The sequence below is a fragment of the Streptomyces sp. NPDC039430 genome, assembly GCF_055639435.1.
Genome location: NZ_JBVKAK010000003.1, coordinates 453,881 through 475,652 on the forward strand (window position 1 = coordinate 453,881; position 21,772 = coordinate 475,652).

21 protein-coding genes are annotated in these 21,772 nt (G+C 71.3%); 14 read left to right on the top strand and 7 right to left on the bottom strand.

Features of this window, described 5'->3' with window-relative positions; genetic code table 11:
• The first annotated feature begins 30 nt into the window (after positions 1-30).
• A complete protein-coding gene (gene ggt, locus ACZ7LS_RS11150) occupies positions 31-1,881 on the top strand; it encodes a gamma-glutamyltransferase (RefSeq protein WP_385129322.1) in 1,851 nt (616 codons plus the stop codon).
• Between the two features lie 32 nt (positions 1,882-1,913).
• Here ggt and map read toward each other — a convergent pair whose 3' ends face one another.
• Entirely contained in the window at positions 1,914-2,681 is a 768-nt protein-coding gene (gene map, locus ACZ7LS_RS11155) for a type I methionyl aminopeptidase (protein WP_382523037.1), read from the bottom strand.
• Between the two features lie 64 nt (positions 2,682-2,745).
• Between map and ACZ7LS_RS11160 the strand changes: the two genes are divergently transcribed.
• The 8 genes from ACZ7LS_RS11160 to ACZ7LS_RS11195 all read left to right on the top strand — a co-directional run bounded on the left by ACZ7LS_RS11160 (position 2,746) and on the right by ACZ7LS_RS11195 (position 11,783).
• Complete coding sequence (locus ACZ7LS_RS11160; RefSeq protein WP_129768137.1) at positions 2,746-2,997, top strand: helix-turn-helix domain-containing protein; 252 nt, start codon at positions 2,746-2,748, stop codon at positions 2,995-2,997.
• 103 nt (positions 2,998-3,100) lie between these two features.
• A complete protein-coding gene (locus tag ACZ7LS_RS11165) occupies positions 3,101-3,484 on the top strand; it encodes a PPOX class F420-dependent oxidoreductase (RefSeq protein WP_385129443.1) in 384 nt (127 codons plus the stop codon).
• Between the two features lie 147 nt (positions 3,485-3,631).
• Complete coding sequence (locus ACZ7LS_RS11170) at positions 3,632-5,200, top strand: hypothetical protein (RefSeq protein ID WP_382523033.1); 1,569 nt, start codon at positions 3,632-3,634, stop codon at positions 5,198-5,200.
• A 231-nt stretch (positions 5,201-5,431) separates the two neighbouring features.
• Positions 5,432-6,274, top strand: coding sequence for a nitrilase-related carbon-nitrogen hydrolase (locus ACZ7LS_RS11175; RefSeq protein WP_382523030.1), 843 nt, complete (start codon positions 5,432-5,434; stop codon positions 6,272-6,274).
• The gene (locus tag ACZ7LS_RS11180) at positions 6,271-7,566 is read left to right on the top strand and encodes an aspartate aminotransferase family protein (protein ID WP_382667914.1); all 1,296 of its coding nucleotides are present in this window, start codon (positions 6,271-6,273) and stop codon (positions 7,564-7,566) included. The genes ACZ7LS_RS11175 and ACZ7LS_RS11180 overlap by 4 nt, the downstream gene beginning before the upstream one ends.
• 113 nt (positions 7,567-7,679) lie before the next feature.
• A complete protein-coding gene (gene hydA / locus ACZ7LS_RS11185) occupies positions 7,680-9,089 on the top strand; it encodes a dihydropyrimidinase (protein WP_382523024.1) in 1,410 nt (469 codons plus the stop codon).
• Positions 9,090-9,109: 20 nt separating this feature from the next.
• Positions 9,110-10,111: a TIGR03842 family LLM class F420-dependent oxidoreductase gene (locus tag ACZ7LS_RS11190; RefSeq protein WP_382523021.1), complete on the top strand. Its 1,002-nt coding sequence runs from the start codon at positions 9,110-9,112 to the stop codon at positions 10,109-10,111.
• A gap of 88 nt (positions 10,112-10,199) precedes the next feature.
• Positions 10,200-11,783: an NCS1 family nucleobase:cation symporter-1 gene (locus ACZ7LS_RS11195; RefSeq protein WP_385129326.1), complete on the top strand. Its 1,584-nt coding sequence runs from the start codon at positions 10,200-10,202 to the stop codon at positions 11,781-11,783.
• Positions 11,784-12,000: 217 nt separating this feature from the next.
• On the opposite strand, the gene ACZ7LS_RS11200 is transcribed toward ACZ7LS_RS11195, so the two are convergent.
• Together ACZ7LS_RS11200 and ACZ7LS_RS11205 are read right to left on the bottom strand one after the other, a co-directional pair.
• Positions 12,001-13,056, bottom strand: a complete 1,056-nt coding sequence (locus ACZ7LS_RS11200; protein ID WP_385129445.1) for a lipoate--protein ligase family protein — start codon at positions 13,054-13,056, stop codon at positions 12,001-12,003.
• 82 nt (positions 13,057-13,138) lie between these two features.
• The gene (locus ACZ7LS_RS11205) at positions 13,139-13,813 is read right to left on the bottom strand and encodes a TetR/AcrR family transcriptional regulator (RefSeq protein WP_385129328.1); all 675 of its coding nucleotides are present in this window, start codon (positions 13,811-13,813) and stop codon (positions 13,139-13,141) included.
• Between the two features lie 70 nt (positions 13,814-13,883).
• On the opposite strand from ACZ7LS_RS11205, the gene ACZ7LS_RS11210 reads away from it, so the two are divergent.
• Together ACZ7LS_RS11210 and ACZ7LS_RS11215 are read left to right on the top strand one after the other, a co-directional pair.
• The gene (locus ACZ7LS_RS11210; protein WP_382667896.1) at positions 13,884-14,441 is read left to right on the top strand and encodes a GNAT family N-acetyltransferase; all 558 of its coding nucleotides are present in this window, start codon (positions 13,884-13,886) and stop codon (positions 14,439-14,441) included.
• A 76-nt stretch (positions 14,442-14,517) separates the two neighbouring features.
• The gene (locus tag ACZ7LS_RS11215) at positions 14,518-14,901 is read left to right on the top strand and encodes a VOC family protein (RefSeq protein ID WP_385129330.1); all 384 of its coding nucleotides are present in this window, start codon (positions 14,518-14,520) and stop codon (positions 14,899-14,901) included.
• 84 nt (positions 14,902-14,985) lie between these two features.
• On the opposite strand, the gene ACZ7LS_RS11220 is transcribed toward ACZ7LS_RS11215, so the two are convergent.
• From ACZ7LS_RS11220 to ACZ7LS_RS11230, 3 genes are read right to left on the bottom strand one after another with little or no spacing between them, the layout of a single operon-like run.
• On the bottom strand, positions 14,986-15,753 hold the full coding sequence (locus tag ACZ7LS_RS11220) for a hypothetical protein (RefSeq protein ID WP_385129332.1): 768 nt from the start codon (positions 15,751-15,753) through the stop codon (positions 14,986-14,988).
• Entirely contained in the window at positions 15,750-16,661 is a 912-nt protein-coding gene (locus ACZ7LS_RS11225; protein WP_382667887.1) for a hypothetical protein, read from the bottom strand. Before ACZ7LS_RS11225 ends, ACZ7LS_RS11220 begins: the two co-directional genes overlap by 4 nt.
• Positions 16,658-17,548: a winged helix-turn-helix transcriptional regulator gene (locus tag ACZ7LS_RS11230; RefSeq protein WP_385129334.1), complete on the bottom strand. Its 891-nt coding sequence runs from the start codon at positions 17,546-17,548 to the stop codon at positions 16,658-16,660. The genes ACZ7LS_RS11225 and ACZ7LS_RS11230 overlap by 4 nt, the downstream gene beginning before the upstream one ends.
• A gap of 82 nt (positions 17,549-17,630) precedes the next feature.
• On the opposite strand from ACZ7LS_RS11230, the gene eno reads away from it, so the two are divergent.
• On the top strand, positions 17,631-18,956 hold the full coding sequence (gene eno / locus ACZ7LS_RS11235) for a phosphopyruvate hydratase (RefSeq protein ID WP_385129336.1): 1,326 nt from the start codon (positions 17,631-17,633) through the stop codon (positions 18,954-18,956).
• A 42-nt stretch (positions 18,957-18,998) separates the two neighbouring features.
• On the opposite strand, the gene ACZ7LS_RS11240 is transcribed toward eno, so the two are convergent.
• Positions 18,999-19,922: an SMI1/KNR4 family protein gene (locus ACZ7LS_RS11240; protein ID WP_385129338.1), complete on the bottom strand. Its 924-nt coding sequence runs from the start codon at positions 19,920-19,922 to the stop codon at positions 18,999-19,001.
• Between the two features lie 228 nt (positions 19,923-20,150).
• On the opposite strand from ACZ7LS_RS11240, the gene ACZ7LS_RS11245 reads away from it, so the two are divergent.
• Complete coding sequence (locus tag ACZ7LS_RS11245; RefSeq protein ID WP_382522993.1) at positions 20,151-20,540, top strand: hypothetical protein; 390 nt, start codon at positions 20,151-20,153, stop codon at positions 20,538-20,540.
• Positions 20,541-20,585: 45 nt separating this feature from the next.
• Positions 20,586-21,602 (top strand): hypothetical protein, encoded by a 1,017-nt coding sequence (locus ACZ7LS_RS11250; protein WP_385129340.1) that lies wholly within the window; start codon positions 20,586-20,588, stop codon positions 21,600-21,602.
• Positions 21,603-21,772: the final 170 nt, after the last annotated feature.

Sequence of the window (21,772 nt, forward strand, 5' to 3'; positions counted from 1 at the left end):
TGCGCGAACGATTCTCGACTGGAGGTACGGATGCGTCGCTCCGCTGTGCGGAATGTGTCGATGGCGGCCGTGGCCGCGTCCCTGCTCTCGGTGGGCGCGTGCGCGCCCCCGTCGGCCGCGGGGACGGGCACGAAGGGCGCGACGGGTGCGACGGACGTGAGCGCGCGGACACGTCCGCCGGCCAAGACACCGGTGGCGACGGGGTACGGGGGAGCGGTCGCGAGCGTCGACGCCGATGCCTCGGCCGCCGGTATCGAGGTGCTCAGGAACGGCGGCAACGCCGTCGACGCGGCCGTGGCCACCGCCGCCGCGCTCGGCGTCACCGAGCCGTACTCCGCCGGTATCGGCGGTGGCGGCTACTTCGTCTACTACGACGCCAAGTCCCGTACGGTGCACACGGTCGACGGCCGCGAGACCGCCCCGAAGTCGGCCGACAGCTCGCTCTTCCTGGAGAACGGCAAGCCGCTCCCGTTCGCGGACGCCATGACCAGCGGGCTGAGCGTCGGTACGCCCGGCACCCCCGCCACCTGGAAAACCGCGCTCGACGCCTGGGGCAGCCGGTCGCTCGCCCAGCTGCTCAAGCCCGCCGAACGGCTGGCGAAGGACGGCTTCGTCGTCGACGACACCTTCCGCGCGCAGACCCGGTCGAACCAGGAGCGGTTCGCGGACTTCCCGGCCACCGCCGAACTGTTCCTGCCCGGCGGACAGCTCCCGGTCGTCGGCTCCACCTTCAAGAACGCCGATCTGGCCCGTACGTACAAGGAGTTGGGGCGCACCGGCACCCGCTCGCTCTACGAGGGCGAGCTGGCCCGCGACATCGTCCGTACCGTACGCAAGCCTCCCGTGGACCCGGACTCCGGCCGAAACGCGCGCGCCGGCGACCTGACCGCGCGCGATCTCTCCGCCTACCGCACGAAGCGCCAGGCGCCGACCAAGGTCTCGTACCGCGGACTCGACGTGTACGGCATGGCGCCGTCGTCCTCGGGCGGTACGAGCGTCGGCGAGGCGCTCAACATCCTTGAGCGCACGGACCTTTCGAAGGCGACCCAGGCGCAGTATCTGCACCGGTTCATCGAGGCGAGCCGGATCGCCTTCGCGGACCGGGGCCGCTGGGTCGGTGACCCGGCCTTCGAGAAGGTACCGACCCAGGGGCTGCTGTCCCAGCGGTTCGCGGACGCGCGCGGCTGCCTGATCAAGGACGACGCCGTCCTCAAGAGCCCGCTGGCGCCCGGGGATCCGAGCGATCCCACACCGTGCGCGCCCGGCGGGACAGCGGCGCCGACGACCTTCGAGGGCGAGAACACCACGCATCTCACGGCGGCCGACAAGTGGGGCAACGTCGTCGCCTACACGCTGACCATCGAGTCGACGGGCGGCAGCGCGATCACCGTGCCCGGACGGGGCTTCCTGCTCAACAACGAGCTGACGGACTTCTCCTTCGCCCCCGCCAACCCGGCCGTCCACGACCCGAACCTGCCGGGACCGGGCAAGCGGCCGCGCTCGTCCATCTCCCCGACGATCGTGCTGGACTCCCAGGACCGGCCGGTCCTGGCGGTCGGCTCGCCGGGCGGCGCGACCATCATCACCACCGTGCTCCAGACGCTGACCGGCCGGCTGGACCGCGGGCTGCCGCTCGTCGAAGCGATCGCCGCGCCCCGGGCCAGCCAGCGCAACACGGCGGCCACGGAACTGGAGCCGGGCCTCTGGAACAGCCCCGTACGCCGCCAACTGGAGGCGCTGGGCCATGTGTTCAGCCAGAACCCGGAGATCGGCGCGGCGACCGGTGTGCAGCGACTGCCGGACGGCCGCTGGCTGGCCGCGGCGGAGAAGGTCCGCAGGGGCGGCGGCTCGGCGATGGTGGTGCGCCCGGACGGGAAGTAGGAGAGCGGACGGCGCTCACGACGCACGTGTGCTCAGAGCGCCGTCAGGATCCGCGGTCCGTCGTCGGTGATCGCTACGGTGTGTTCCGCGTGGGACGCGCGGCTTGAGTCCAGAGTGCGGATCGTCCAGCCGTCATGGTCCGTGAAGTGCCGGTCGGTGCCGCTGCCGGTCAGCATCGGCTCTATCGCCAGCACCATGCCGTGCCGCAGCGGCATGCCGCGCCCCGGGCGCCCCTCGTTGGGCACCCCCGGGTCCTCGTGCATCGTCCGGCCCACGCCGTGGCCGCCGAAGCCGTCGGGGATGCCGTAGCCCGCGCCGCGGCAGACACGGCCGATCGCATGGGCGATGTCACCGATGCGATTGCCGACGACGGCCGCCGCGATCCCGGCCTCCAGTGCCCTGTCGGCCGTGTCTATCAGCCGTACGTCGTCGGGGCGCGCGCGGCCGACCGTGAAACTGACCGCCGCGTCGCCGACCCAACCGTCGAGCACCGCGCCGCAGTCGATGCTGACGAGATCGCCGTCGTGCAGCCGGTAGCCGTCGGGGATGCCGTGCACGATCGCGTCGTTGACGGAGGCGCAGATGACGGCGGGGAAGGGCGTGGGCGCCCAGTCGGGGTGATAGTCGAGGAAGGGCGAACCGGCCCCCGCCTCGCGCAGGACGGCGCGGGCGGTCTCGTCGAGGGCGCGCAGGGTGCTGCCCACGGCCGCCGCGTCCCGTACCGCTGTCAGTGCCTGCGCGACCACCCGGCCCGCGGCGCGCATGGCGTCCAGGGACGCATCGGTTTTGATCTCCACCATTCCAATAACTATACCGGTCGCGGATGGCTCGGGCACCCTTGTGCGGCGGTATTAGAATGACGAGATGGTACGTAGCCCCCTCACCCCACAAGAGCGCGAGCGCGGCGAGCGGCTGGGCCGGCTGCTGCGTGAGGCGCGTGGCGCGCGCAGCATGGTGGAGATCGCCGCCGTCGCCGGGCTGTCCGCCGAGACCTTGCGCAAGATCGAGACCGGCCGGGCGCCGACGCCCGCCTTCTTCACCGTGGCGGCGCTGGCCGGGGCGCTGGGGCTGTCGATGGACGAGATCGCCGCGAGCTGCGTGCTGGTGCCGGTCTGATTCCGGTACGGTCCCGGTCCGATCTCGTGTCCGGCCGGGGGTCGGTGAGGGCTGTCGAGGAGGGCGAGGACCGCGTAGTCTCCCGCCCGTGACCACCCTCGACATCACCCTCGACGCACTCGGCCGAAGCCGCTACGTCAGCCTCACCACCTATCGCAAGGACGGTACGGCGGTCGCCACCCCCGTCTGGCACGCGGTGGCGGACGGCGAACTGCTCGTCTGGACCAGGTCCGACGCCTGGAAAGTGAAGCGGATCCGCGGCAACGGCAAGGTCGTGGTGACGGCGTGTGATGTGCGCGGCCGGATCGCGCAGGGCGCGGCGACCGCCGAGGGCACGGCGCGGCTGGTCGAGGAGCCGGCGGGGCTGGACCGGATCCGCAAGCTGCTCGCCCGCAAGTACACCTGGCAGTTCTGGCTGGTCGACTGGCCCGCCAGGATCGTACGGCGCGGCAGGCGTCCGCACACCGGGATCGTCGTCACCTTCTGACTCCGGCCGGCTCCACCGCCGCGGTGAGCTCACCGAACCGTCCCGGAAAACTGTCCGTAGCCGCCCTGTAACACGGCTGAGGTCGAATGCCTGCGGACCGGAGGGCTCCCTTCGGCGGAGCACGGCGGGGCAGGGACGGGGCCGGCGATGGCGGTGCATCAACTTCCAGCGGAAATCGGGGCTTTCGCGCGGTATTTAAGGGACCTGACATCCCTCCTCGATCCGGAAGGCGGCTGGTACGGAGTCTTCCGTCACCGTGACCCCGACGGTCTGCGCGCCTGCTTCGACGGCATCGAGGTGCCGCCCTGGGACGTGGTGGAATCGCTGCTCCAGGACTTCGCCGCCGGACGTGACGACCGGGTGGTGGCGGCCGAGACCGACCGGGCCCGTCAGCTCTGCGCCGCGTCCGCCGCCGCGCACGACCGGCGTCCCGGCGGTTCCGAGGCGTTGTCCGACCGGCTGCGGCTGATGGTGCGCGAGCAGGCGCACGCGGCGGGCCGGGCCGAGGAGCTGGTCCGGCTGCTCGGTACCACCCCGGAGCGTTCGCCCCGGGCCGAACAGCTCGCCCACGACCTCGCCTGGGTCCGCGACGACCATGCCCGCGCTTCCGCCCGCTGTGTCGAACTCCGCTCCCGGCTGGCGTCGTTGGCGCCCCCGGCCCGCGCCGCCAGGCCCGCGCGCCCGCCGGCCCCGGAAGGCTGGTTCCGCGCCGAGGAACCCTCGGTCTTCGACCGGCCGGGCGCCGGTCCGTCCGGCCGGATACGGGACGCGCAAGCCGACGTCACGTCAGTTGATGGCCCGTCGGTTCCCGCCGGGGAGGGGGAGTTTCCGCACGGGACCGGCCGAAGCGGGCCCGGCTCCGTACCCGCGCCCGAGGACCCCGCCGCCTCCGCCCGGCCCGCGTCCACCGCTCCTCACGAGGCGCCGGAGCCCGAAGAGAGGCCCGAGGGGAAGAGGAAGCCCGAGGAGAAGAAGAAGCGCGAGGAGAAGAAGCGCGCGCCCGCGCCCCGGCGCAAGCCCCGCGGTGCCCGCTTCGCCGGGCTCGAAGTCGACGACCTCGACGAGGAGGTGTCCACGCCCGCGCTGCCCGTACCACCGCCGTCCGCCCCCGCCTCCCCGCGCGGCGCCCGCTTCGGCGGCGTGCCCGCCGCGCCCGTCGAGCCGCCCGCGCCCCGGCACTCCGCCGAGGATCTGCGGGCCGCCGCCGAGACCGTCGCCACGCTCGTCCGGCTGCGCGCCGACGGCAGGACCGGCGAGGCACATGTCGTCCTCTGCGAAGCCGCCGGAAGGCCCCCCGAGCAGTTCCCGCTGCTCGCCGCCGAACTGCACCGCGCCGGGCTCGGCGCCGACTGGGCCGAGCTGCTGTGGGAAGCGGCCTTCCTGCCGCCCGCGCGGCTCGCCGCCGCGGCCGGCGCGCTCGCCGCGGCGGGCCGGGACGGCGACTGCGGACAGCTGCTGCGCCAGGGCGTCTCCCGTCCCGCCGGGGAGATCAGCGACGCCGTACTCGCACTCGGCGAGGCGGGCCGCGCGGCCGAGGCGCGCGCGCTGCTGAGTGCCTTCGTCCAGGCGCGTACGCCCGAGGACGCGGTGCTCATCGCCGCGCCCGACCCGCGCCGGCTGGTTCCCCAGCTGATCGACGCCGCCCGCGCGGTCTCGGTGGCCCGTGAGCGCGATCTCGTACACGCGCTGCGGGTGGCCGGGATCGTCTCCACGTAACCGCCTCCGGACCCGAGAGGGACCGGCTCCGGACGTGATCGTGACCGGCTCCGGACGTGATGGTTTTGATGCATCTTGCCCAATGTCGACCGCTCGGGTGTGAAACTTGATCGACTCTGCGGGTTAACGGCGATGGTCTTGCCCCAGTGTGAGACGGGGCTTACGTTCTCCTCCTACGCATCGAATCTACGTGCGTAGAGCTCATCGACGCACCCGCCGAAGGAGCAGCTCGTGGCCAGAGTCGTACGTGCCGCACTCGTCCAGGCGACTTGGACGGGCGACACCGAATCCATGATCGCCAAGCATGAGGAGCACGCCCGCGAGGCTGCCCTGCAAGGCGCGAAGGTCATCGGGTTCCAGGAAGTCTTCAACGCGCCCTATTTCTGCCAGGTGCAGGAGCCTGAGCACTACCGGTGGGCCGAACCCGTCCCCGACGGCCCGACCGTCACCAGGATGCGGGAACTCGCCCGCGAGACCGGCATGGTGATCGTCGTCCCGGTCTTCGAAGTCGAGCAGTCCGGGTTCTACTACAACACGGCAGCGGTCATCGACGCCGACGGCTCGTACCTCGGCAAGTACCGCAAGCACCACATCCCGCAGGTCAAGGGGTTCTGGGAGAAGTACTACTTCAAGCCGGGCAACGCCGGCTGGCCCGTCTTCGACACGGCGGTCGGCAAGGTCGGTGTCTATATCTGCTACGACCGCCACTTCCCCGAGGGCTGGCGCCAGCTGGGGCTGAACGGCGCGCAGCTGGTCTACAACCCCTCCGCCACCTCCCGCGGGCTCTCCAGCCACCTCTGGCAGCTGGAGCAGCCGGCCGCCGCCGTCGCCAACGAGTACTTCGTCGCCGCGATCAACCGCGTCGGCCAGGAGGAGTACGGCGACAACGACTTCTACGGGACGAGCTACTTCGTCGACCCGCGCGGTCAGTTCGTCGGTGAGCCCGCGAGCGACAAGGCGGAGGAACTGGTCGTACGGGACCTGGACTTCGGCCTGATCGACGAGGTGCGGCAGCAGTGGGCGTTCTACCGGGACCGCCGCCCCGACGCGTACGAGGGGCTGGTGCGCCCGTGACACGTCCGCTCGCGAACGATCTGTACGGCCGCCACCGCGCCGTACTCCCCGACTGGCTCGCGCTCTACTACGACGAGCCCATCGAGATCACCCATGGCGAGGGCCGCCATGTCTGGGACGCGGCGGGCAACCGCTATCTCGACTTCTTCGGCGGCATCCTCACCACCATGACCGCCCACGCGCTCCCCGAGGTCACCAAGGCGGTGAGCGAGCAGGCCGGGCGGATCATCCACTCCTCCACGCTCTATCTCAACCGTCCGATGGTCGAACTCGCCGAACGGATCGCCGCCCTGTCCGGCATCCCGGACGCCCGGGTCTTCTTCACCACCTCGGGCACCGAGGCCAATGACACGGCGCTGATGCTGGCGACCGCGTACCGCGGGTCCCACCAGATCCTGGCCATGCGCAACAGCTACCACGGCCGGTCCTTCTCCACCGTCTCCATCACCGGCAACCGCGGCTGGTCGCCGACCGGCCTCTCGCCGCTCCAGACGCTCTACGTGCACGGCGGCGTCCGCAACCGGGGTCCGTACGCCGGGCTCACCGACGAGCGGTTCATCGAGGCGTGCGTCGCCGATCTGGAGGATCTGCTCGGCCACACCCGCACGCCCGCCGCGCTGATCGCCGAACCGGTGCAGGGCGTCGGCGGGTTCACCGCCCCGCCGGACGGGCTGTACGCCGCGTTCCGCGAAGTCCTCGGCCGGCACGGCATTCTGTGGATCAGCGACGAGGTGCAGACCGGCTGGGGCCGTACCGGCGAGCACTTCTGGGGCTGGCAGGCGCACGGCGAGAACGGCCCGCCGGACATCCTCACCTTCGCCAAGGGCATCGGCAACGGCATGTCCATCGGCGGTGTCGTCGCCCGCGCCGACATCATGAACTGCCTCGACGCCAACTCGATCTCGACCTTCGGCGGCAGCCCCGTCACCATGGCGGCCGGTCTCGCCAACCTCTCGTATCTGCTGGAGCACGACCTCCAGGGCAACGCCCGCCGCGTCGGCGGACTGCTCATCGAGCGACTGCGGGCCATCGGGGCCGGGATCGACTCCGTACGCGAGGTACGCGGGCGCGGACTGATGATCGGCGTCGAGCTGATCAAGCCGAGCACCGGCCAGGCGGCCCCCGAGACCGCGTCGGCCGTGCTCGAAGCGGCCCGCGAGGGCGGTCTGCTGATCGGCAAGGGCGGTGGCCACAACACCAGCGTGCTGCGGATCGCCCCACCGCTCTCGCTGACCGTCGCCGAGGCGGAAGAGGGCGCCGCGATCCTCGAACAGGCCCTGCGCGGGGCGTAGTCGGGCCTTGACGGACCGGTCAGGACCGGTCGTCGTGTCCTGACGGCCCGCCCCGGACCGGGGACCGGCCCGGACCACCCCAAGCCGACCGTACGAAAGGGAGCGCCACCAGCATGAGCAGCAGTACCCGCACCCTGATCCGCGGCGGACTCGTCATCACCGCCGCCGACGAGATCCACGCCGACGTCCTGATCGAGGAAGGCCGGATCGTCGCCCTCGCCGCGCACGGGTCCGACGTGGCCGAGGGCTGGACCGCCGCCCGGACGCTCGACGCCACCGGCAAGTACGTCATCCCGGGCGGGGTCGACGCCCATACGCATATGGAGATGCCGTTCGGCGGCACCTTCGCCGCCGACACCTTCGAGACCGGTACCCGGGCGGCGGCCTGGGGCGGCACGACCACCATCGTGGACTTCGCCGTCCAGTCGCCGGGACAGGCGCTGCGCACCGGGCTCGACGCCTGGTACGCCAAGGCCGACGGCAACTGCGCCATCGACTACGCGTTCCACATGATCATGGCCGACGTCAACGAGAGCTCGCTGAAGGAGATGGACCTCCTGGTCCAGGAGGGCGTCACCTCCTTCAAACTCTTCATGGCCTATCCCGGCGTCTTCTACAGCGACGACGGCCAGATCCTGCGGGCCATGCAGCGCGCCGCGCACAACGGCGGGCTGATCATGATGCATGCCGAGAACGGCATCGCGATCGACGTGCTCGTCGAACAGGCCCTGGCCGCGGGACACACCGACCCGCGCTACCACGGCGAGGTACGGAAGGTCCTGCTGGAGGCCGAGGCCACCCACCGGGCGATCCAGCTCGCGCGGGTCGCCGAGGCGCCGTTGTACGTCGTACACGTCTCGGCCGAGGAGGCCGTCGCCGAACTCGCCGCCGCCCGCGACAAGGGCCTGCCCGTCTTCGGCGAGACCTGTCCGCAGTACCTCTTCCTGTCCACCGACAACCTCGCCGAGCCGGACTTCGAAGGCTCCAAGTACGTCTGTTCCACGCCGCTCCGGCCCAAGGAGCACCAGGCCGCGCTCTGGCGCGGACTGCGTACCAACGACCTCCAGGTGGTCTCCACGGACCACTGCCCGTTCTGTTTCGTGGGCCAGAAGGAGATGGGCCGCGGCGACTTCTCGAAGATCCCCAACGGGCTGCCGGGGGTGGAGAACAGGATGGATCTGCTCCATCAGGCGGTCGTCGAGGGGAAGCTGACCCGCCGCCGCTGGATCGAGATCGCCTGCGCCTCCCCGGCCAGGATGTTCGGGCTCTATCCGCGCAAGGGCACCATCGCGCCGGGCGCCGACGCCGATGTCGTCATCTACGACCCGCACACCGAGCAGACCGTCTCCGCCGAGACCCATCACATGGACGTGGACTACTCCGCGTACGAGGGCAAGCGGATCACCGGACAGGTCGAGACGGTGCTCTCGCGCGGTGAACTCGTCATCGACAGCCGGAAGTTCACCGGCCGGGCGGGACACGGGCAGTACACCCCCCGCTCCCTCTGCCAGTACCTCACCTGAGACCTAGGAGTGACCAGGCCATGGACTTCGGACTCGTCCTCCAGACCGACCCGCCCGCGTCGGCGGTCGTCGGCCTCATGCGGCGCGCGGAACGCAACGGCTTCACCTACGGCTGGACCTTCGACTCGGCCGTGCTCTGGCAGGAGCCCTTCGTCATCTACAGCCGCATCCTGGAGCACACCACCACACTGACCGTCGGCCCGATGGTGACCAACCCGGGCACCAGGACCTGGGAGGTGACCGCCTCCACCTTCGCCACGCTCAACGAGATGTACGGCAACCGCACCGTGTGCGGTATCGGGCGCGGCGATTCCGCGATGCGGGTCGTGGGCCGTAAACCCAACACACTGGCCCGGCTCGGCGAGGCCATCGACGTCATCCGCGATCTGGGGGAGGGGCGCGAGGCCGTGGTCGACGGCCGGCCGCTGCGGCTGCCCTGGGTGCGTGACGGGAAGCTGCCGGTGTGGATGGCGGCGTACGGGCCCAAGGCGCTGGCCATGGCGGGGGAGAAGGCCGACGGCTTCATCCTCCAGCTCGCCGACCCGTTCCTCACCGAGTGGATGGTCAAGGCGGTCCGTACGGCGGCGTCCGACGCCGGGCGCGACCCGGACTCCGTCACGATCTGTGTCGCCGCGCCCGCGTATGTGAGCGACGACATCGCGCACGCGCGCGAGCAGTGCCGGTGGTTCGGCGGAATGGTCGGCAATCACGTGGCCGATCTGGTGACCCGGTACGGAGAGCACTCCGGGCTGGTGCCCGACGCGCTGACCGACTACATCAAGCGACGTGAGGGATACGACTACAGCCACCACGGCCGGGCCGGGAACCCGTCCACGGACTTCGTGCCCGACGAGATCGTGGACCGGTTCTGTCTGCTGGGGCCGGCCGAGGCGCACATCGAGAAGCTGAGGGCGCTGCGCGACCTGGGCGTCGACCAGTTCGCCGTCTACGACATGCACGACGCGAAGGAAGCGACGATCGACGCGTACGGCGCCGAGATCATCCCCGCGCTCCGGAGCTGACCCGCACGCCCTGGTCCGGCCCACACCGCCCGCACGGCCTCGTTCGACGTCCCCGACACCCCACTCTCGAACGAAGGGTCCCACCGCCATGACCGCGACCGCACAGCCCGCCGGCCCGGAGCCCGGATCCGGCCCCGCCGCCTCCGGCTCCGGCTCCGGAGAACCGATAGCCACCGCGCGGACCGATCCGCGGGGCCGCGTCGAACTCCCGCCCGGAGTGGTCCCCGACGACAGCCGCTTCGCCAACGCGGATCTGCTGCCCGTACCGGTGGCCCGCCGCCGCTGGACCACGTACAACTTCGCCGCCCTCTGGGTCGGGATGGCGCACAACATCCCGTCCTGGCTGCTCGCCTCCGGGCTGGTCACGCTCGGCATGGACTGGAAACAGGCGGTCCTCACGATCGCGCTGGCCAATGTGATCGTGTTGTTCCCGATGCTGCTGACCGGGCACGCGGGGCCGAAGTACGGCATCCCCTTCCCGGTCCTCGCGCGCGCCTCGTTCGGGCTGCGCGGCGCGAATCTGCCCGCGCTGATCAGGGCGGCCGTCGCCTGCGCGTGGTTCGGCATCCAGACCTGGATCGGCGGCCAGGGCATCTTCGTTCTGCTCGGCAAGATCTTCGGCGGCTGGGCGGAGGCGTCGAAGGTCGGCGGCCAGCCGTGGACCCTCTGGCTCTGCTTCGTCCTCTTCTGGGCGCTCGAACTCGCCATCATCTACCGGGGGATGGACACCCTGCGGCGCTTCGAGAACTGGGCGGCGCCCTTCGTGATCGTCGGCGCGCTGGTGCTGCTCGGCTGGATCACCGTCAAGGCGGGCGGCCTCGGACCGCTGCTCGACCAGCCGTCCGAGCTGGGCTGGGGCGCCGACTTCTGGCCGGTCTTCTTCCCGTCCCTGATGGGGATGATCGCCTTCTGGGCCACGCTGTCCCTGAACATCCCCGACTTCACCCGCTTCGGCGCGGGCCAACGCGCCCAGATCTGGGGCCAGTCGCTCGGCCTGCCCACGACCATGACCCTGTTCGCGCTGCTCTCGGTCTTCGTCACCTCGGGCTCACAGGCGGTGTACGGGGCGGCCGTCTGGGACCCGGTCGAACTGGCCGCGAAGACCGACAACGTCTTCGGCCTGCTCTTCGCGCTGGTGACCGTGCTGATCGCGACGATCTCCGTGAACATCGCCGCCAACGTCGTCTCGCCCGCCTACGACCTCGCCAATCTCGCGCCGAAGCTCATCAACTTCCGTACGGGCGCGCTGATCACGGGTGTGGTCGGGGTCGTCATCATGCCGTGGAAGCTCACCGCCACCCCCGAGCTGTACATCTTCACCTGGCTCGGTCTGGTGGGCGGTCTGCTCGGTACGGTCGCGGGCATCCTGATCGCGGACTACTGGATCATCCGCCGCACCGTCCTCGACCTGGCCGACCTGTACCGCCCCGGCGGCCGCTACTGGTATCGCAACGGCTGGAACCCGCGGGCGGTCCTCGCCTTCGCCGTCGGCGGCGTCCTGGCCGTGGGCGGCTCCCACTCGGCTCCGGGGAAGGGCCCGTTCCCCGAGGACGGACTGATCCCCTTCCTCAAGCCGCTCGCGGACTACGGGTGGGCCGTGGGTCTGGTGGTGTCGCTGGTGCTGTACGTGGCACTGATGCTGCCACGCCAGGCGGGGCGGGCGGCAGTCTGAGGACACCGGTGCGGTCACCGGGCCGGAGCCTCAGCCCTTGGCCAGCGCGCGGTCGAGGAGGGGGAGCCGCCGGTCCCCATGGCGCCGCGGTGCCGAGGGGGTGAAGGCGCCGGTGTCGGACATCGTCGGTGTCGGACATCGTCGGTGTCGGACATGGTGCGGCCGAGGACGGTGCCGGGATGGATCTCGGTCGTGCAGCCGACGCCCGCGGCGCCTCCTACGGCACGCGGGCCGTCCATTCCGGGGTGGAGAACTTTGTCGCGGCCAGCTCCCGGGCCCGCGCCATCTCCGCGTCGGTGGCCTTGCCCGCGGTCAGCCCGTACCGGCCGCGGAAGGAGTCGATCATCCGCTCGATGACGGTCTCGCGCGGCAGTCCGGTCTGGCGGCGCAGCGGATCGACGCGCTTCTTCGCGCTTCGGGTGCCCTTGTCGGAGAGCTTCTCGCGGCCGATACGGAGCACGTCGAGCATCTTGTCGGCGTCGATGTCGTACGCCATGGTCACATGGTGCAGCACGGCGCCCGTACCGCTCACGATCCGCTTCTGGGCGGCGCCCGCGATCTTGCCGGCGTCGGTGGCGATGTCGTTGAGGGGCTGGTACCAGGCGGTGATGCCCATGTCGCCGAGCGCGCCGAGCACCCAGTCGTCCAGATACGCGTAACTGTCCGCGAAGGTAAGGCCCTTGACGAGGGAGTCGGGGACGGAGAGCGAGTACGTGATGGTGTTGCCCGGTTCGATGAACATCGCGCCACCGCCGGAGATACGGCGGACCACGGTGATGCCGTGACGTTCCGCGCCCTCGGGGTCGACCTCGTTGCGCAGTGACTGGAAGCTGCCGATCACCACGGCGGGCGCCGCCCACTCCCAGACCCGCAGGGTGGGCGGGCGCACTCCGGCGGCGACCTCGGTGGTGATGACCTCGTCGAGTGCCATGTGGAGGGCGGGGGACTCCGGGGCCGAGTGGATCAGCTGCCAGTCGTAGTCCGTCCAGTCGGTGGCGCGCGCCAGCGCGCGGCGCACGGCGATGGCGACGCCCTCGGCGCTGAGCCCGTACATCACGGTGCCGGGCGGCAGCGCCGCCTCGATACGGGCGGCGAGAGCGGCGGCGTCGGTGCCGGCCGGGGCGCCCTCCAGCGCCCGGTCGATCGACTCGATCGCGTCGTCCGGCTCCAGGAAGAAGTCCCCGGCGACCCGGACATGGCGCAGCAGTCCGTCCTCCGTGTCGAGATCGACCACGACGAGCTTGCCGCCGGGGACCTTGTACTCACCGTGCACGGTCATGCCTCCAGATCCGGCCGCCGGCCGTCCGGGGACCGGGGGCTTGTACCGCTCGGCGCAACGCTCGCGCCGGGGCGGTTCATTCCGCGGTGTCCGCCGTACGCGCGCCCTCCTCGGGAAGAGAGCCGTCCTGAGGGAGAGAGCCGTCCTCGGCGAGGGAACCGCCGGCCGCGAGGGAGCGGAGGAAGCCGTCGACCATGGACGTCTGTACGGCCACGGAGAACCGTCCGGGGTCGAAGAGGGCCTGGACGACCAGACCGTGCGCGAACGCGACGGCGGTGGCGGCGAGTTGGTCCGTATCCGCGCTCCCGGGCAGTTCGCCCAGGTGCCGGGCGGTCTCCAGGTGCGGGCGGATCGCGGACCGCATACGTACGTAGCGGTCGGCCTGGTCCGTGCCCAGCTCCCCGTCGGCGAGCGCGTGGTCCCAGGAGCTGACCCAGACGCGGTTGCGGGCGGTGTCGTCGGGGGTCAGCGGAAGGATGTCCAGCAGCGTCGCCCGCAGGGCCGCAAGGCCCTCGGCGGGGCGCTCGCGCCGGGGCCGGTCGGCGGTGCGCCTCTCCAGCACGTCCAGGGCATGGACGACCAGCGCGCGCTTGGTCGGGAAGTAGTGCATGAGCATCCCGGTCGAGACGCCCATCGTGGCGGCGACGGCACGCAGGGTCAGTCCGCCGAACCCCTTGTCGGCGAGTGTCCGCCACACCGCTTCCGATACGTCCTCGCGGCGGGCGTCACGGTCTCCTCGTGCTGGCGGCATGGCTGCTACCTTACATACCGAACGCTCGTTACGTACCTCGTGGCGGACCCCGTCGGAAAGAGAGATCACCGTGTTCGCGCTCGCCCTGGGTGACGACGCCCAGCTCCGCCCCCTCGAACCCTGGCAGGCGCCGGAGTTCCTGGCCCATATCGACCGCGCCAGACCCACCGTGGACCCGTGGATCCCCTGGGCGACACTCAGCACCGACCTGGCCTCGGCCACGGCCGTCCTCCAGCGCTACGCCGACAACCAGGCCAAGGACACGGCACGGATCTTCGGCATCTGGCTGGACGGCACACTGGCCGGCGGCGTCATGTTCACCACGTTCGACGCCGCCTCGGGAGTGTGCGAGATCGGCTGCTGGCTGGAGGCCGCCGCCGAGGGGCGCGGCCTGGTCACCAGGGCCTCCCGCGTGTGTATCGACTGGGCGTTCCGGGAGCGCGGGATGAGCCGAGTCGAATGGTGGGCGGCGGCGGGCAACACCCGCAGCATCCGGGCCGCGCGCCGGCTCGGGATGACCCGTGACGGTGTGCTGCGGCAACGCTATCCGTACCGCGGTGTCCGCCATGACAAGGAGATCTGGTCGGTCCTCGCGGACGAGTGGCCCGTGCCCACGGACCTGACCTGACCGAGCGGGCGCGGCCACCGCCCCGGCGCGCGGCCGACGACCGGCCGTCTCAAGTCGCGCGCGTACACTGACGCGCATGGCATGCCGTATCAGCGAGCTGGTCATCGACGTCGCCGACCCCGAGCGCCTCGCCGCGTTCTGGAGCGAGGTCCTCGGCTACGTCGAACTCGGCCGGGAGGACGACGGAAGCATCGAGATCGGGCCGCCGGGCGCCGGCTTCGGCGGGTTGCAGCCCACCCTCGTCCTCAGCCCCAGCGGCGAGCCGCGGACCGGGAAGCTCCGACTGCACATCGACGTCAACGCCACCGACCGCGACCAGGAAGCGGAGTTGGAGCGGCTGCTCGCCCTCGGCGCCAGGCCCGTCGACGTCGGCCAGAGCGGCAGCGAGAACTGGCACGTCCTGGCCGACCCGGAAGGCAACGAATTCTGCCTCCTGCACACCCGGCTCAAGCCCCTCTGACACCGAAGGCCGCGGGCACGGTCCCCGGATGGTTCCGCCCAACCGGACGGCAGCCGCCCCGCCGTGGCCGTGTGCCGGCAGTCCTCACGCGGCCAGGAGGTCCGCCAGCCTGTCGCGGACACCTTCCCCGCCGTCCGCCGGGGCCGGCGCGGGCACCAGCTCGTCGCGGTGCCGCGGGTCCCGGGAAAGGACGTGCAGCCGCCCCTCGTTACGGGCCAGGATCAGGTCGGTGCTGGTGACCGCCGTCTCGGCCGACCCCCGCACGCTGTACCGCGTGACGGTGACCAGCGCGGAACGCTCCGATCCGGTGAGCACGGCATCGGCGTCCATCGACGGATCCGCATCCGCCGACGGGCCCCGGGGCAGCCAGTCGGTGAGCGCGCGGAGCGCCTCGTCGAGCTTGTACAGGCCGATCTGGTGGACGCCGAGCGCGTCGATGCGGACCATCAGACAGATCCGCTCGGGCTGCGGGAGCAGCAGGATCCGCCACGGCTCGCCCGGACTCGTGCCGGTCGTACGGGCATCGAGCACCTTCCTGGCCCGCTGCTGGAACGCCACGGCGATACCGAGGTCTCCCCGTACCCGCACCTCGTCGGACGAGGTGCCCGTTAGGAGCAGTTGGCGTGCGGCCAACGAGCGGACGGCCTCGGCGAGTTCCTCGTCCGAGGGCCGGGTCTCCAGGAAGTCCACGATCGCGTCCACGGCGGTGAGTTCGGCGATGGTGTACGCACCGAGCAGCACCGGCCCGGTGTTCACCAGATTCACCACGGCCGAGACCAGCCCTTCGGGAACGGACGCCTCGCCCGGCTCCGGCGGCGACGCCGGAGACGTCCCGTGCTGATCGTCGCTCATGACGGACCTCCTGCCGTCCGGCCGCCCTCGGCAGGCGCCGCCCGACTCTCACGGAGAACCTTCGCGGCGGTGCGGGACGGGGTCTGCGTCACCCATACCTCGGAGTTGCCGAACAGGCCCCTGCCCGCCCTGCCGGACAGCGCCTGGCCCAGCTCGCCGGCCAGATCCGGCCGGTCCGGCGGCGGGAAACGGGCCGCGAGCTCCTGGGACACGGCCGTGACGTCGTCGTTCGCCTCGATCCTGCGCAGCGCCCGGGTCAGAGTCCGCGCGACCGGCGGCGTCAGGGACGTGGGCATCGCCAGCACCGGCGAGAGATACAGCGGGCGCCGCTCGGTCATCCGTGACAGGCCCCAGGGTCCGACATTGCTGTCGGTGAACTTGTACACCACGTAGTCCATGAGGTGCCGCAGATCGCTCGGGCGGGGCAGCCTGGACCCGCCGAACGCGGCCGGGGTCTTCTCCAGCTGCACCCAGGTGCCCTGGACCGTGCGGCCGTGCAGTTTCTCCCGTACGACCTGTCCGCGCATCCCGATGTCGGGGTAGCGCGTCTTGTCGATGTCGCGGTGGTGGCTGGACAGCCGCGGATGGCTGACCTTGGCGAACCGCCAGCGCTCGTACAGCCGCGGATCGTCCACCAGCACATGGCCGCCGCGCAGCACGTCCCGCAACTGCGGTACCTGAAGCCCGTGCCGCTCCAGATCGTCGAGGATCACCGCTTCCTCCGGGCTGAGGCGTCCGGCGGCCTTGACCAGGCCTCTCCGGTACGACCCGGCCCGCGCGGTGATCTCTATCATGAGCCGCACCCTGGTGCGCACCTCTTCCGCCCGCCCGGCGCTGACGGTGTCGGAAGCCGCCGTGCCGGGTTGCTCGGCGCGCGCGAAGAGCGCCCGCGTGTGCTTGCGCTTCATCTGGCCAGTACAGCACGACCGGCGGACACCCGCAGGGGCTGGCGCCGCCCGCCGGGCGCCTCCTCCACCGTGTGAGGGATGTCCCCGACGGGGAAGAGCACGTGCCGTACGGTCCGTCGCGGATCGAGGACGAGGACGCTGCGTTTGAGCCGTACCTGTCCGGCGCCGCGGAAGGTGGGCAGGCGCAGAGCGGCGGCGAGGCGCAGGTGGGTGTCCGACAGCAGGGGGTACGGCACCGACTCGGCCCGCGCGAACGCCGCCTGTTCGTGGGGCGGTTGGGTGCTGACGCCATGGACCGCGGCGCCGGCGTCGCGGAAGGCGGGCCAGGAGTCGCGGAACAGCCGGTTCTCCAGGGTGCAGCCGGCCGCGCCGGGAAGCGGTTCCTCCCACTGGACTCCGGTGGCGGGGTAGGTGAACAGGACGGTGGCGGCGGCGTCTGGGGCGACGGCGTCGCGCATGACGCCGTCGCCGCCGGGCAGTTCGAGATCCACGGGCAGCCTGGTGCCGGTCAGCGCGTGCACGCGGGCGTGCTCCGCGCCGTCCTCCGTCGCGGTGGCGCTCACGCTCCCGTCGCCCAGCACCCAGCGGTCGCCCCAGTCCTGCATGGCCACCAGCAGCGGCAGCAGGCCGAGGCCCGCCGCCGTGAGCAGGTACTCGTAACGCACCGGGCGGCGCTGGGAGAGGCTGCGGTGCAGCACGCCACCGGCGACGAGCCGCCCCAGCCGTTCGGTGAGGACCTTGCGGGACAGGCCCAGTTCGGCGGCGAGGGCGTCGAAGCGTACCTGGCCGCGGGCGATCTCGCGCAGGATCAGGACGTTCCACCGGTCACCCACGATCGCGGCGGCCTGGGCGATACCGCAGGCCGCGTCGGCGTTGTGCGTTCTCATGCCCCCCTAGTAAGTTCCCTTTCGGAACTCACTTTGTTTCAACTGGGAACTTTCTACGGGATCACATCTGAGGAGCCGCACCATGACCGCCATCACCCGTGTCCTCGGCCGCGAGATCATCGACAGCCGGGGCAACCCCACCGTCGAGGTGGACGTCGAACTGTCGGACGGCTCGACCGGCCGCGCCGCCGTGCCCTCCGGGGCGTCGACCGGCGCGCGGGAGGCGGTGGAGCTGCGCGACGAGGACCCGGGCCGGTTCCACGGCAAGGGCGTCCGCCGCGCCGTCGACGCCGTCAACGAGACCATCGCGGACGCCGTGACGGGGCTCGACGCCGAGAACCAGGCCGCGGTCGACGCGGCGCTGATCGAGCTGGACGGCACCCCCAACAAGGCGCGGCTCGGGGCGAACGCCGCCCTGGGCGTCTCGCTCGCCGTGGCCAAGGCCGCCGCGGCCGCTCACCGGCTGCCGCTGTACCGCTACGTCGGCGGGGTCGACGCGCGGCTGCTGCCCGTACCGATGATGAACATCATCAACGGCGGCGCGCACGCCGACAATCCGCTGGACTTCCAGGAGTTCATGATCGCCCCGATCGGCGCGGCCACCTTCGCCGAGGCCGTACGCATGGGCTCGGAGGTCTTCCACACCCTGCGCCGGGACCTCATCGCCGCCGGTCACAGCACCGGCGTCGGCGACGAAGGGGGCTTCGCACCCGCGCTGCGCACGGCCGAGGAGGCACTGGACTTCACCGTACGGGCCGTCGAGCGCACCGGCTACAAGCCCGGCGAGGACATCACCATCGTCATGGACCCCGCCACGTCGGAGTTCTTCCGGGACGGGGTCTACGACTACGCGGGCGAGGGCCGCCGCCGTACGCCCGAGGAGCACGTCGACTACCTCGCCGGACTCGTCGCCCGTTACCCGGTGGCCTCGATCGAGGACCCGATGGCCGAGGACGATCTCGACGGCTGGCGGCTTCTCATGGCCCGGCTCGGGGACCGGTGCCAGCTCACCGGCGACGACGTGTTCTGTACGAACGAGACGCTGTTGCGCGAGGGCATCGGCAACGGCGTGGCCAACTCCGTCCTGGTGAAGGTCAACCAGATCGGCACCCTCACCGAGACCCTGGCCACCGTCGGCACCGCCCACCGGGCGGGCTACACAGTGGTGATGTCGCACCGTTCGGGGGAGACCGAGGACACCACGATCGCCGACCTCGCCGTGGCCACCGGCTGCGGACAGATCAAGACCGGATCGATGTCCCGCTCCGACCGGACCGCCAAGTACAACCAGCTCATCCGCATCGAGGAGGAACTGGGCGCCCAGGCCCGGTACGCGGGCAGAGAAGCCCTCGGACTGCGCCGGGCCGACACCGACGTTTGCGTCAGCGGACGGCAAGGGGCTTCCTGAACGCGGTGGGGACCGGCCCAGGCCGACCGGTCCCCCCACGAGTCACCCGGTGAACGGCACCCAAGGAGCCTCTGGATCGGGCCAGTTCGGCGGCCCCCACATCAGAGCGCCGTTCACCAGTCCTGGCTTGGCACCTGTGGCGAGGGAAGGCGCCGCGAGAGCGTCCTCCATCTCCTCCAGGTAGGTGGTCAGCGACTCGAACTCAGGCCAACGCTCCGCGTATCTGCTCCAGTAGCAGAGCTGTCCGGTCTCCGCGTCCAGATAGAGGCCATAGGTGTGGTCCCCGACACCGAACGAGCAGACCGGAATCCAGGAACGTTCCCATATCGTGAACTCGTCGTCGCCGTCCCGCTGTTGGGAGAGCATCTGCTGCTGATGGAAGGTGATCACCGAGTCGGGGGTCATCAGGGCCCTGTTCTCCAGCAGGAACCCTGCCCCGGCGACGCCGTGGACACCCGCGCGCAGCCGCCACAGCGCTTTCAGCCCCGCCGGGACCCGCACGCCGAGCGCCGCCTCCACCGCGGCGATCTCGTCCTCGGACGCGCCGGCCCTGAGCGACGCGTACGAAGCGGGGGCGTGTGCGCGCAGCCATGACTCGATCCGCCGCCACGCACGGGCCACCTGGCGTGCCCCCAGCTCTTCCAGGCGGGGGTCGGGCGCCTGCTCGTGGCCGCTCTCGCCGGCGGCGGGCCCGACGCCGGGCGACCGGGTCCCCTCGACGCTCCTGATCCGTACCTGTCCTTCCGCCAGCAGGGGAGGGCCGTAGGCGTAGCGCACGTCCAGTTCCGGGCAGTCCTCGAAGGTCTCGCCGTCGATCCGTGCGGTGTAGAGGGACGGGCTCTCCAGGGGAGTGCCCAGCAGCGGGTTGTCCTCAAGCTGAACGCACAGCACCTTCAGGGCGTATCCCACGCCCTGCCCCAGATCTTCGCAGCGCTCCAGTACGTCGGCCGGTATGTCAACAGCCAAAACAGTGTGCCCCTTGTCGGTCGCCGGATACCCAAGGCTCTCAGACCCGGCGGTGCGGGCGGCCGGTTCGCCCGGAAACCGGAGCGGGCGACGATCGTCACCAATCCGGCCGGGTGTCGTTAGAGCTAGCGCCTCCGTCTTCGTCCGTGGTCGGGTCATCTATGCCGGGCCACCGTCCATGGGAGTCGACGGGTGCGACGAATCGTAGAACGGCTGGGGGAGGGAAACGTGCCCGTATCGAAGCGCGTCAAGGCCGTGATCGTGGCGAGCGCCGCGGCGGCGATCGTCTCGACGCCTCTGTACTGGCTCCTCGGCGGGCCCGACAGTGGCCAGTTGGCAGCCGCTTCCGTTCAGGGCGCCACGGGCGTCATCGCTCTGGCGTGGAGCCTGCTCACGGCTCGTGCCCCTTCCGAGCCCGAGCCCGCGCCCCGTGCGACGGATGCCGTCGATGTCGCGAGCGACACCGGGAAATCGAGCGCGCGTGACGGGGGCAGGGCGATCAGCGGCGTGCTGCGCGAGAGCCGTGCCGATGGCAGGCCGGCCAGGGTCGAGCGGTCCGGGGACGCGATCGCGGAGGGCCCCGGCAGCGTCGCGTGCTCGGGTGTCCACTGCCGCTGACCGGCCCACGGCCGACGAGGGGCCCGTAAGGAAGCGTGGACGGCGGTGCGGAAGGACCAGCCCGGCGATACGGAACCGGAACCGGAAGAGGCGCGGCCGCCGAACGGGACATCGAGCCAGCAGGCACAGGAGACGGGTAACGCGTACGCGGGACCGAACGCCATCGCCATCTCCGGCAACGTGCACCTCGTGAGGGACACGCACTACATCGAGGGCGCCGGCGAGGAACTGGTGCTGACGCTGCTGAACGCACTCGACTCGTTGCGATCCGACACGCGGGGGCTCGACGGCCGGCGGGGACCGGGCGAACAGGACGTGACGGCCGAGGCGCGGCCGCTCCCCGTCGACCAGGTGCGGAAGGCCGTTCCGCCACCGCCGACCGGTGTCCCCCAGCCACACCGATCGCGAAAACCCACGCGCTTGAGCCGGGTCAAACGCCTGGCCGCGATTCCGCTCGCGGTCCTGCTCGCGTCGGCGATCGTGGTGGTGGTCGCCGACGTCGTCGGGACACGCTTGGCTCCTGGGCCGGACGGCAAGGGAGCCACCAGGCAGCCGGCCGGGCGAGTCGGCGGGCCGGGCGCGTCGCCGTCCCACTCCGCCTCCGCGGCTCCCACGAAAACACCCCCGAGGACGCCGCCCGCCACTCCGGACGACCCCGGCGGAACGACCGCCACTCCCTCGCCGAGGCCCTCTCCATCCCCTTCAACGCTGTCGAAGACCCCCGCTCCCGCGCCGCCACCCCCTCCCGGGCCACAGCGTCCGCCACGGGAAACGGCCTCCAGGCCACCGACGCCCGACCCGGTATCGGGCAAGGTCTTCATCGTCCGGGGACACGGCAACGAGATGAACGTCAACCTGACCGGCTTCGCGCCGGACGAGGACGTCACGATCTACGCGTACACGGACACGGACGCCACCGACGGTCCGTACGACCAGAGAACCCACACCATCGACGCCGACGGCACCCGTGAGTTCGGCGCCTTCCCGATGGAGGCTCACGGCCGCTACTGGGTGGTCGCGCGGGGTGTCACGTCGAATGTCATCGCCTGGACGGGGCGCTGAGCGCTCCGCACACCCTGGACCGACGGCGGCCTCGTCACGGCCCCGGACATCTCCGGTACCGGCCTTGAACTCGGCCCTCCGCGTCATCGCGGTCTCGCCGCGAATACCACCCCGTCGACCATCACACGGGGAGAGCCTGCCCGCCACCCGCCGCGTCATCGCCAGGGCCG

Excerpts from the sequence above, each read along its gene's own strand:
- ACZ7LS_RS11195 (WP_385129326.1), top strand. The coding sequence starts at position 10,200 with ATGACCGCGACCGCACAGCCCGCCGGCCCGGAGCCCGGATCCGGCCCC.
- ACZ7LS_RS11160 (WP_129768137.1), top strand. The coding sequence starts at position 2,746 with ATGGTACGTAGCCCCCTCACCCCACAAGAGCGCGAGCGCGGCGAGCGG.
- hydA (WP_382523024.1), top strand. The coding sequence starts at position 7,680 with ATGAGCAGCAGTACCCGCACCCTGATCCGCGGCGGACTCGTCATCACC.
- ACZ7LS_RS11205 (WP_385129328.1), bottom strand. The coding sequence starts at position 13,813 with ATGCCGCCAGCACGAGGAGACCGTGACGCCCGCCGCGAGGACGTATCG.
- ACZ7LS_RS11220 (WP_385129332.1), bottom strand. The coding sequence starts at position 15,753 with ATGAGCGACGATCAGCACGGGACGTCTCCGGCGTCGCCGCCGGAGCCG.
- ACZ7LS_RS11230 (WP_385129334.1), bottom strand. The coding sequence starts at position 17,548 with ATGAGAACGCACAACGCCGACGCGGCCTGCGGTATCGCCCAGGCCGCC.
- map (WP_382523037.1), bottom strand. The coding sequence starts at position 2,681 with ATGGTGGAGATCAAAACCGATGCGTCCCTGGACGCCATGCGCGCCGCG.
- ACZ7LS_RS11170 (WP_382523033.1), top strand. The coding sequence starts at position 3,632 with ATGGCGGTGCATCAACTTCCAGCGGAAATCGGGGCTTTCGCGCGGTAT.
- ACZ7LS_RS11190 (WP_382523021.1), top strand. The coding sequence starts at position 9,110 with ATGGACTTCGGACTCGTCCTCCAGACCGACCCGCCCGCGTCGGCGGTC.
- eno (WP_385129336.1), top strand. The coding sequence starts at position 17,631 with ATGACCGCCATCACCCGTGTCCTCGGCCGCGAGATCATCGACAGCCGG.
- ggt (WP_385129322.1), top strand. The coding sequence starts at position 31 with ATGCGTCGCTCCGCTGTGCGGAATGTGTCGATGGCGGCCGTGGCCGCG.
- ACZ7LS_RS11215 (WP_385129330.1), top strand. The coding sequence starts at position 14,518 with ATGGCATGCCGTATCAGCGAGCTGGTCATCGACGTCGCCGACCCCGAG.
- ACZ7LS_RS11225 (WP_382667887.1), bottom strand. The coding sequence starts at position 16,661 with ATGAAGCGCAAGCACACGCGGGCGCTCTTCGCGCGCGCCGAGCAACCC.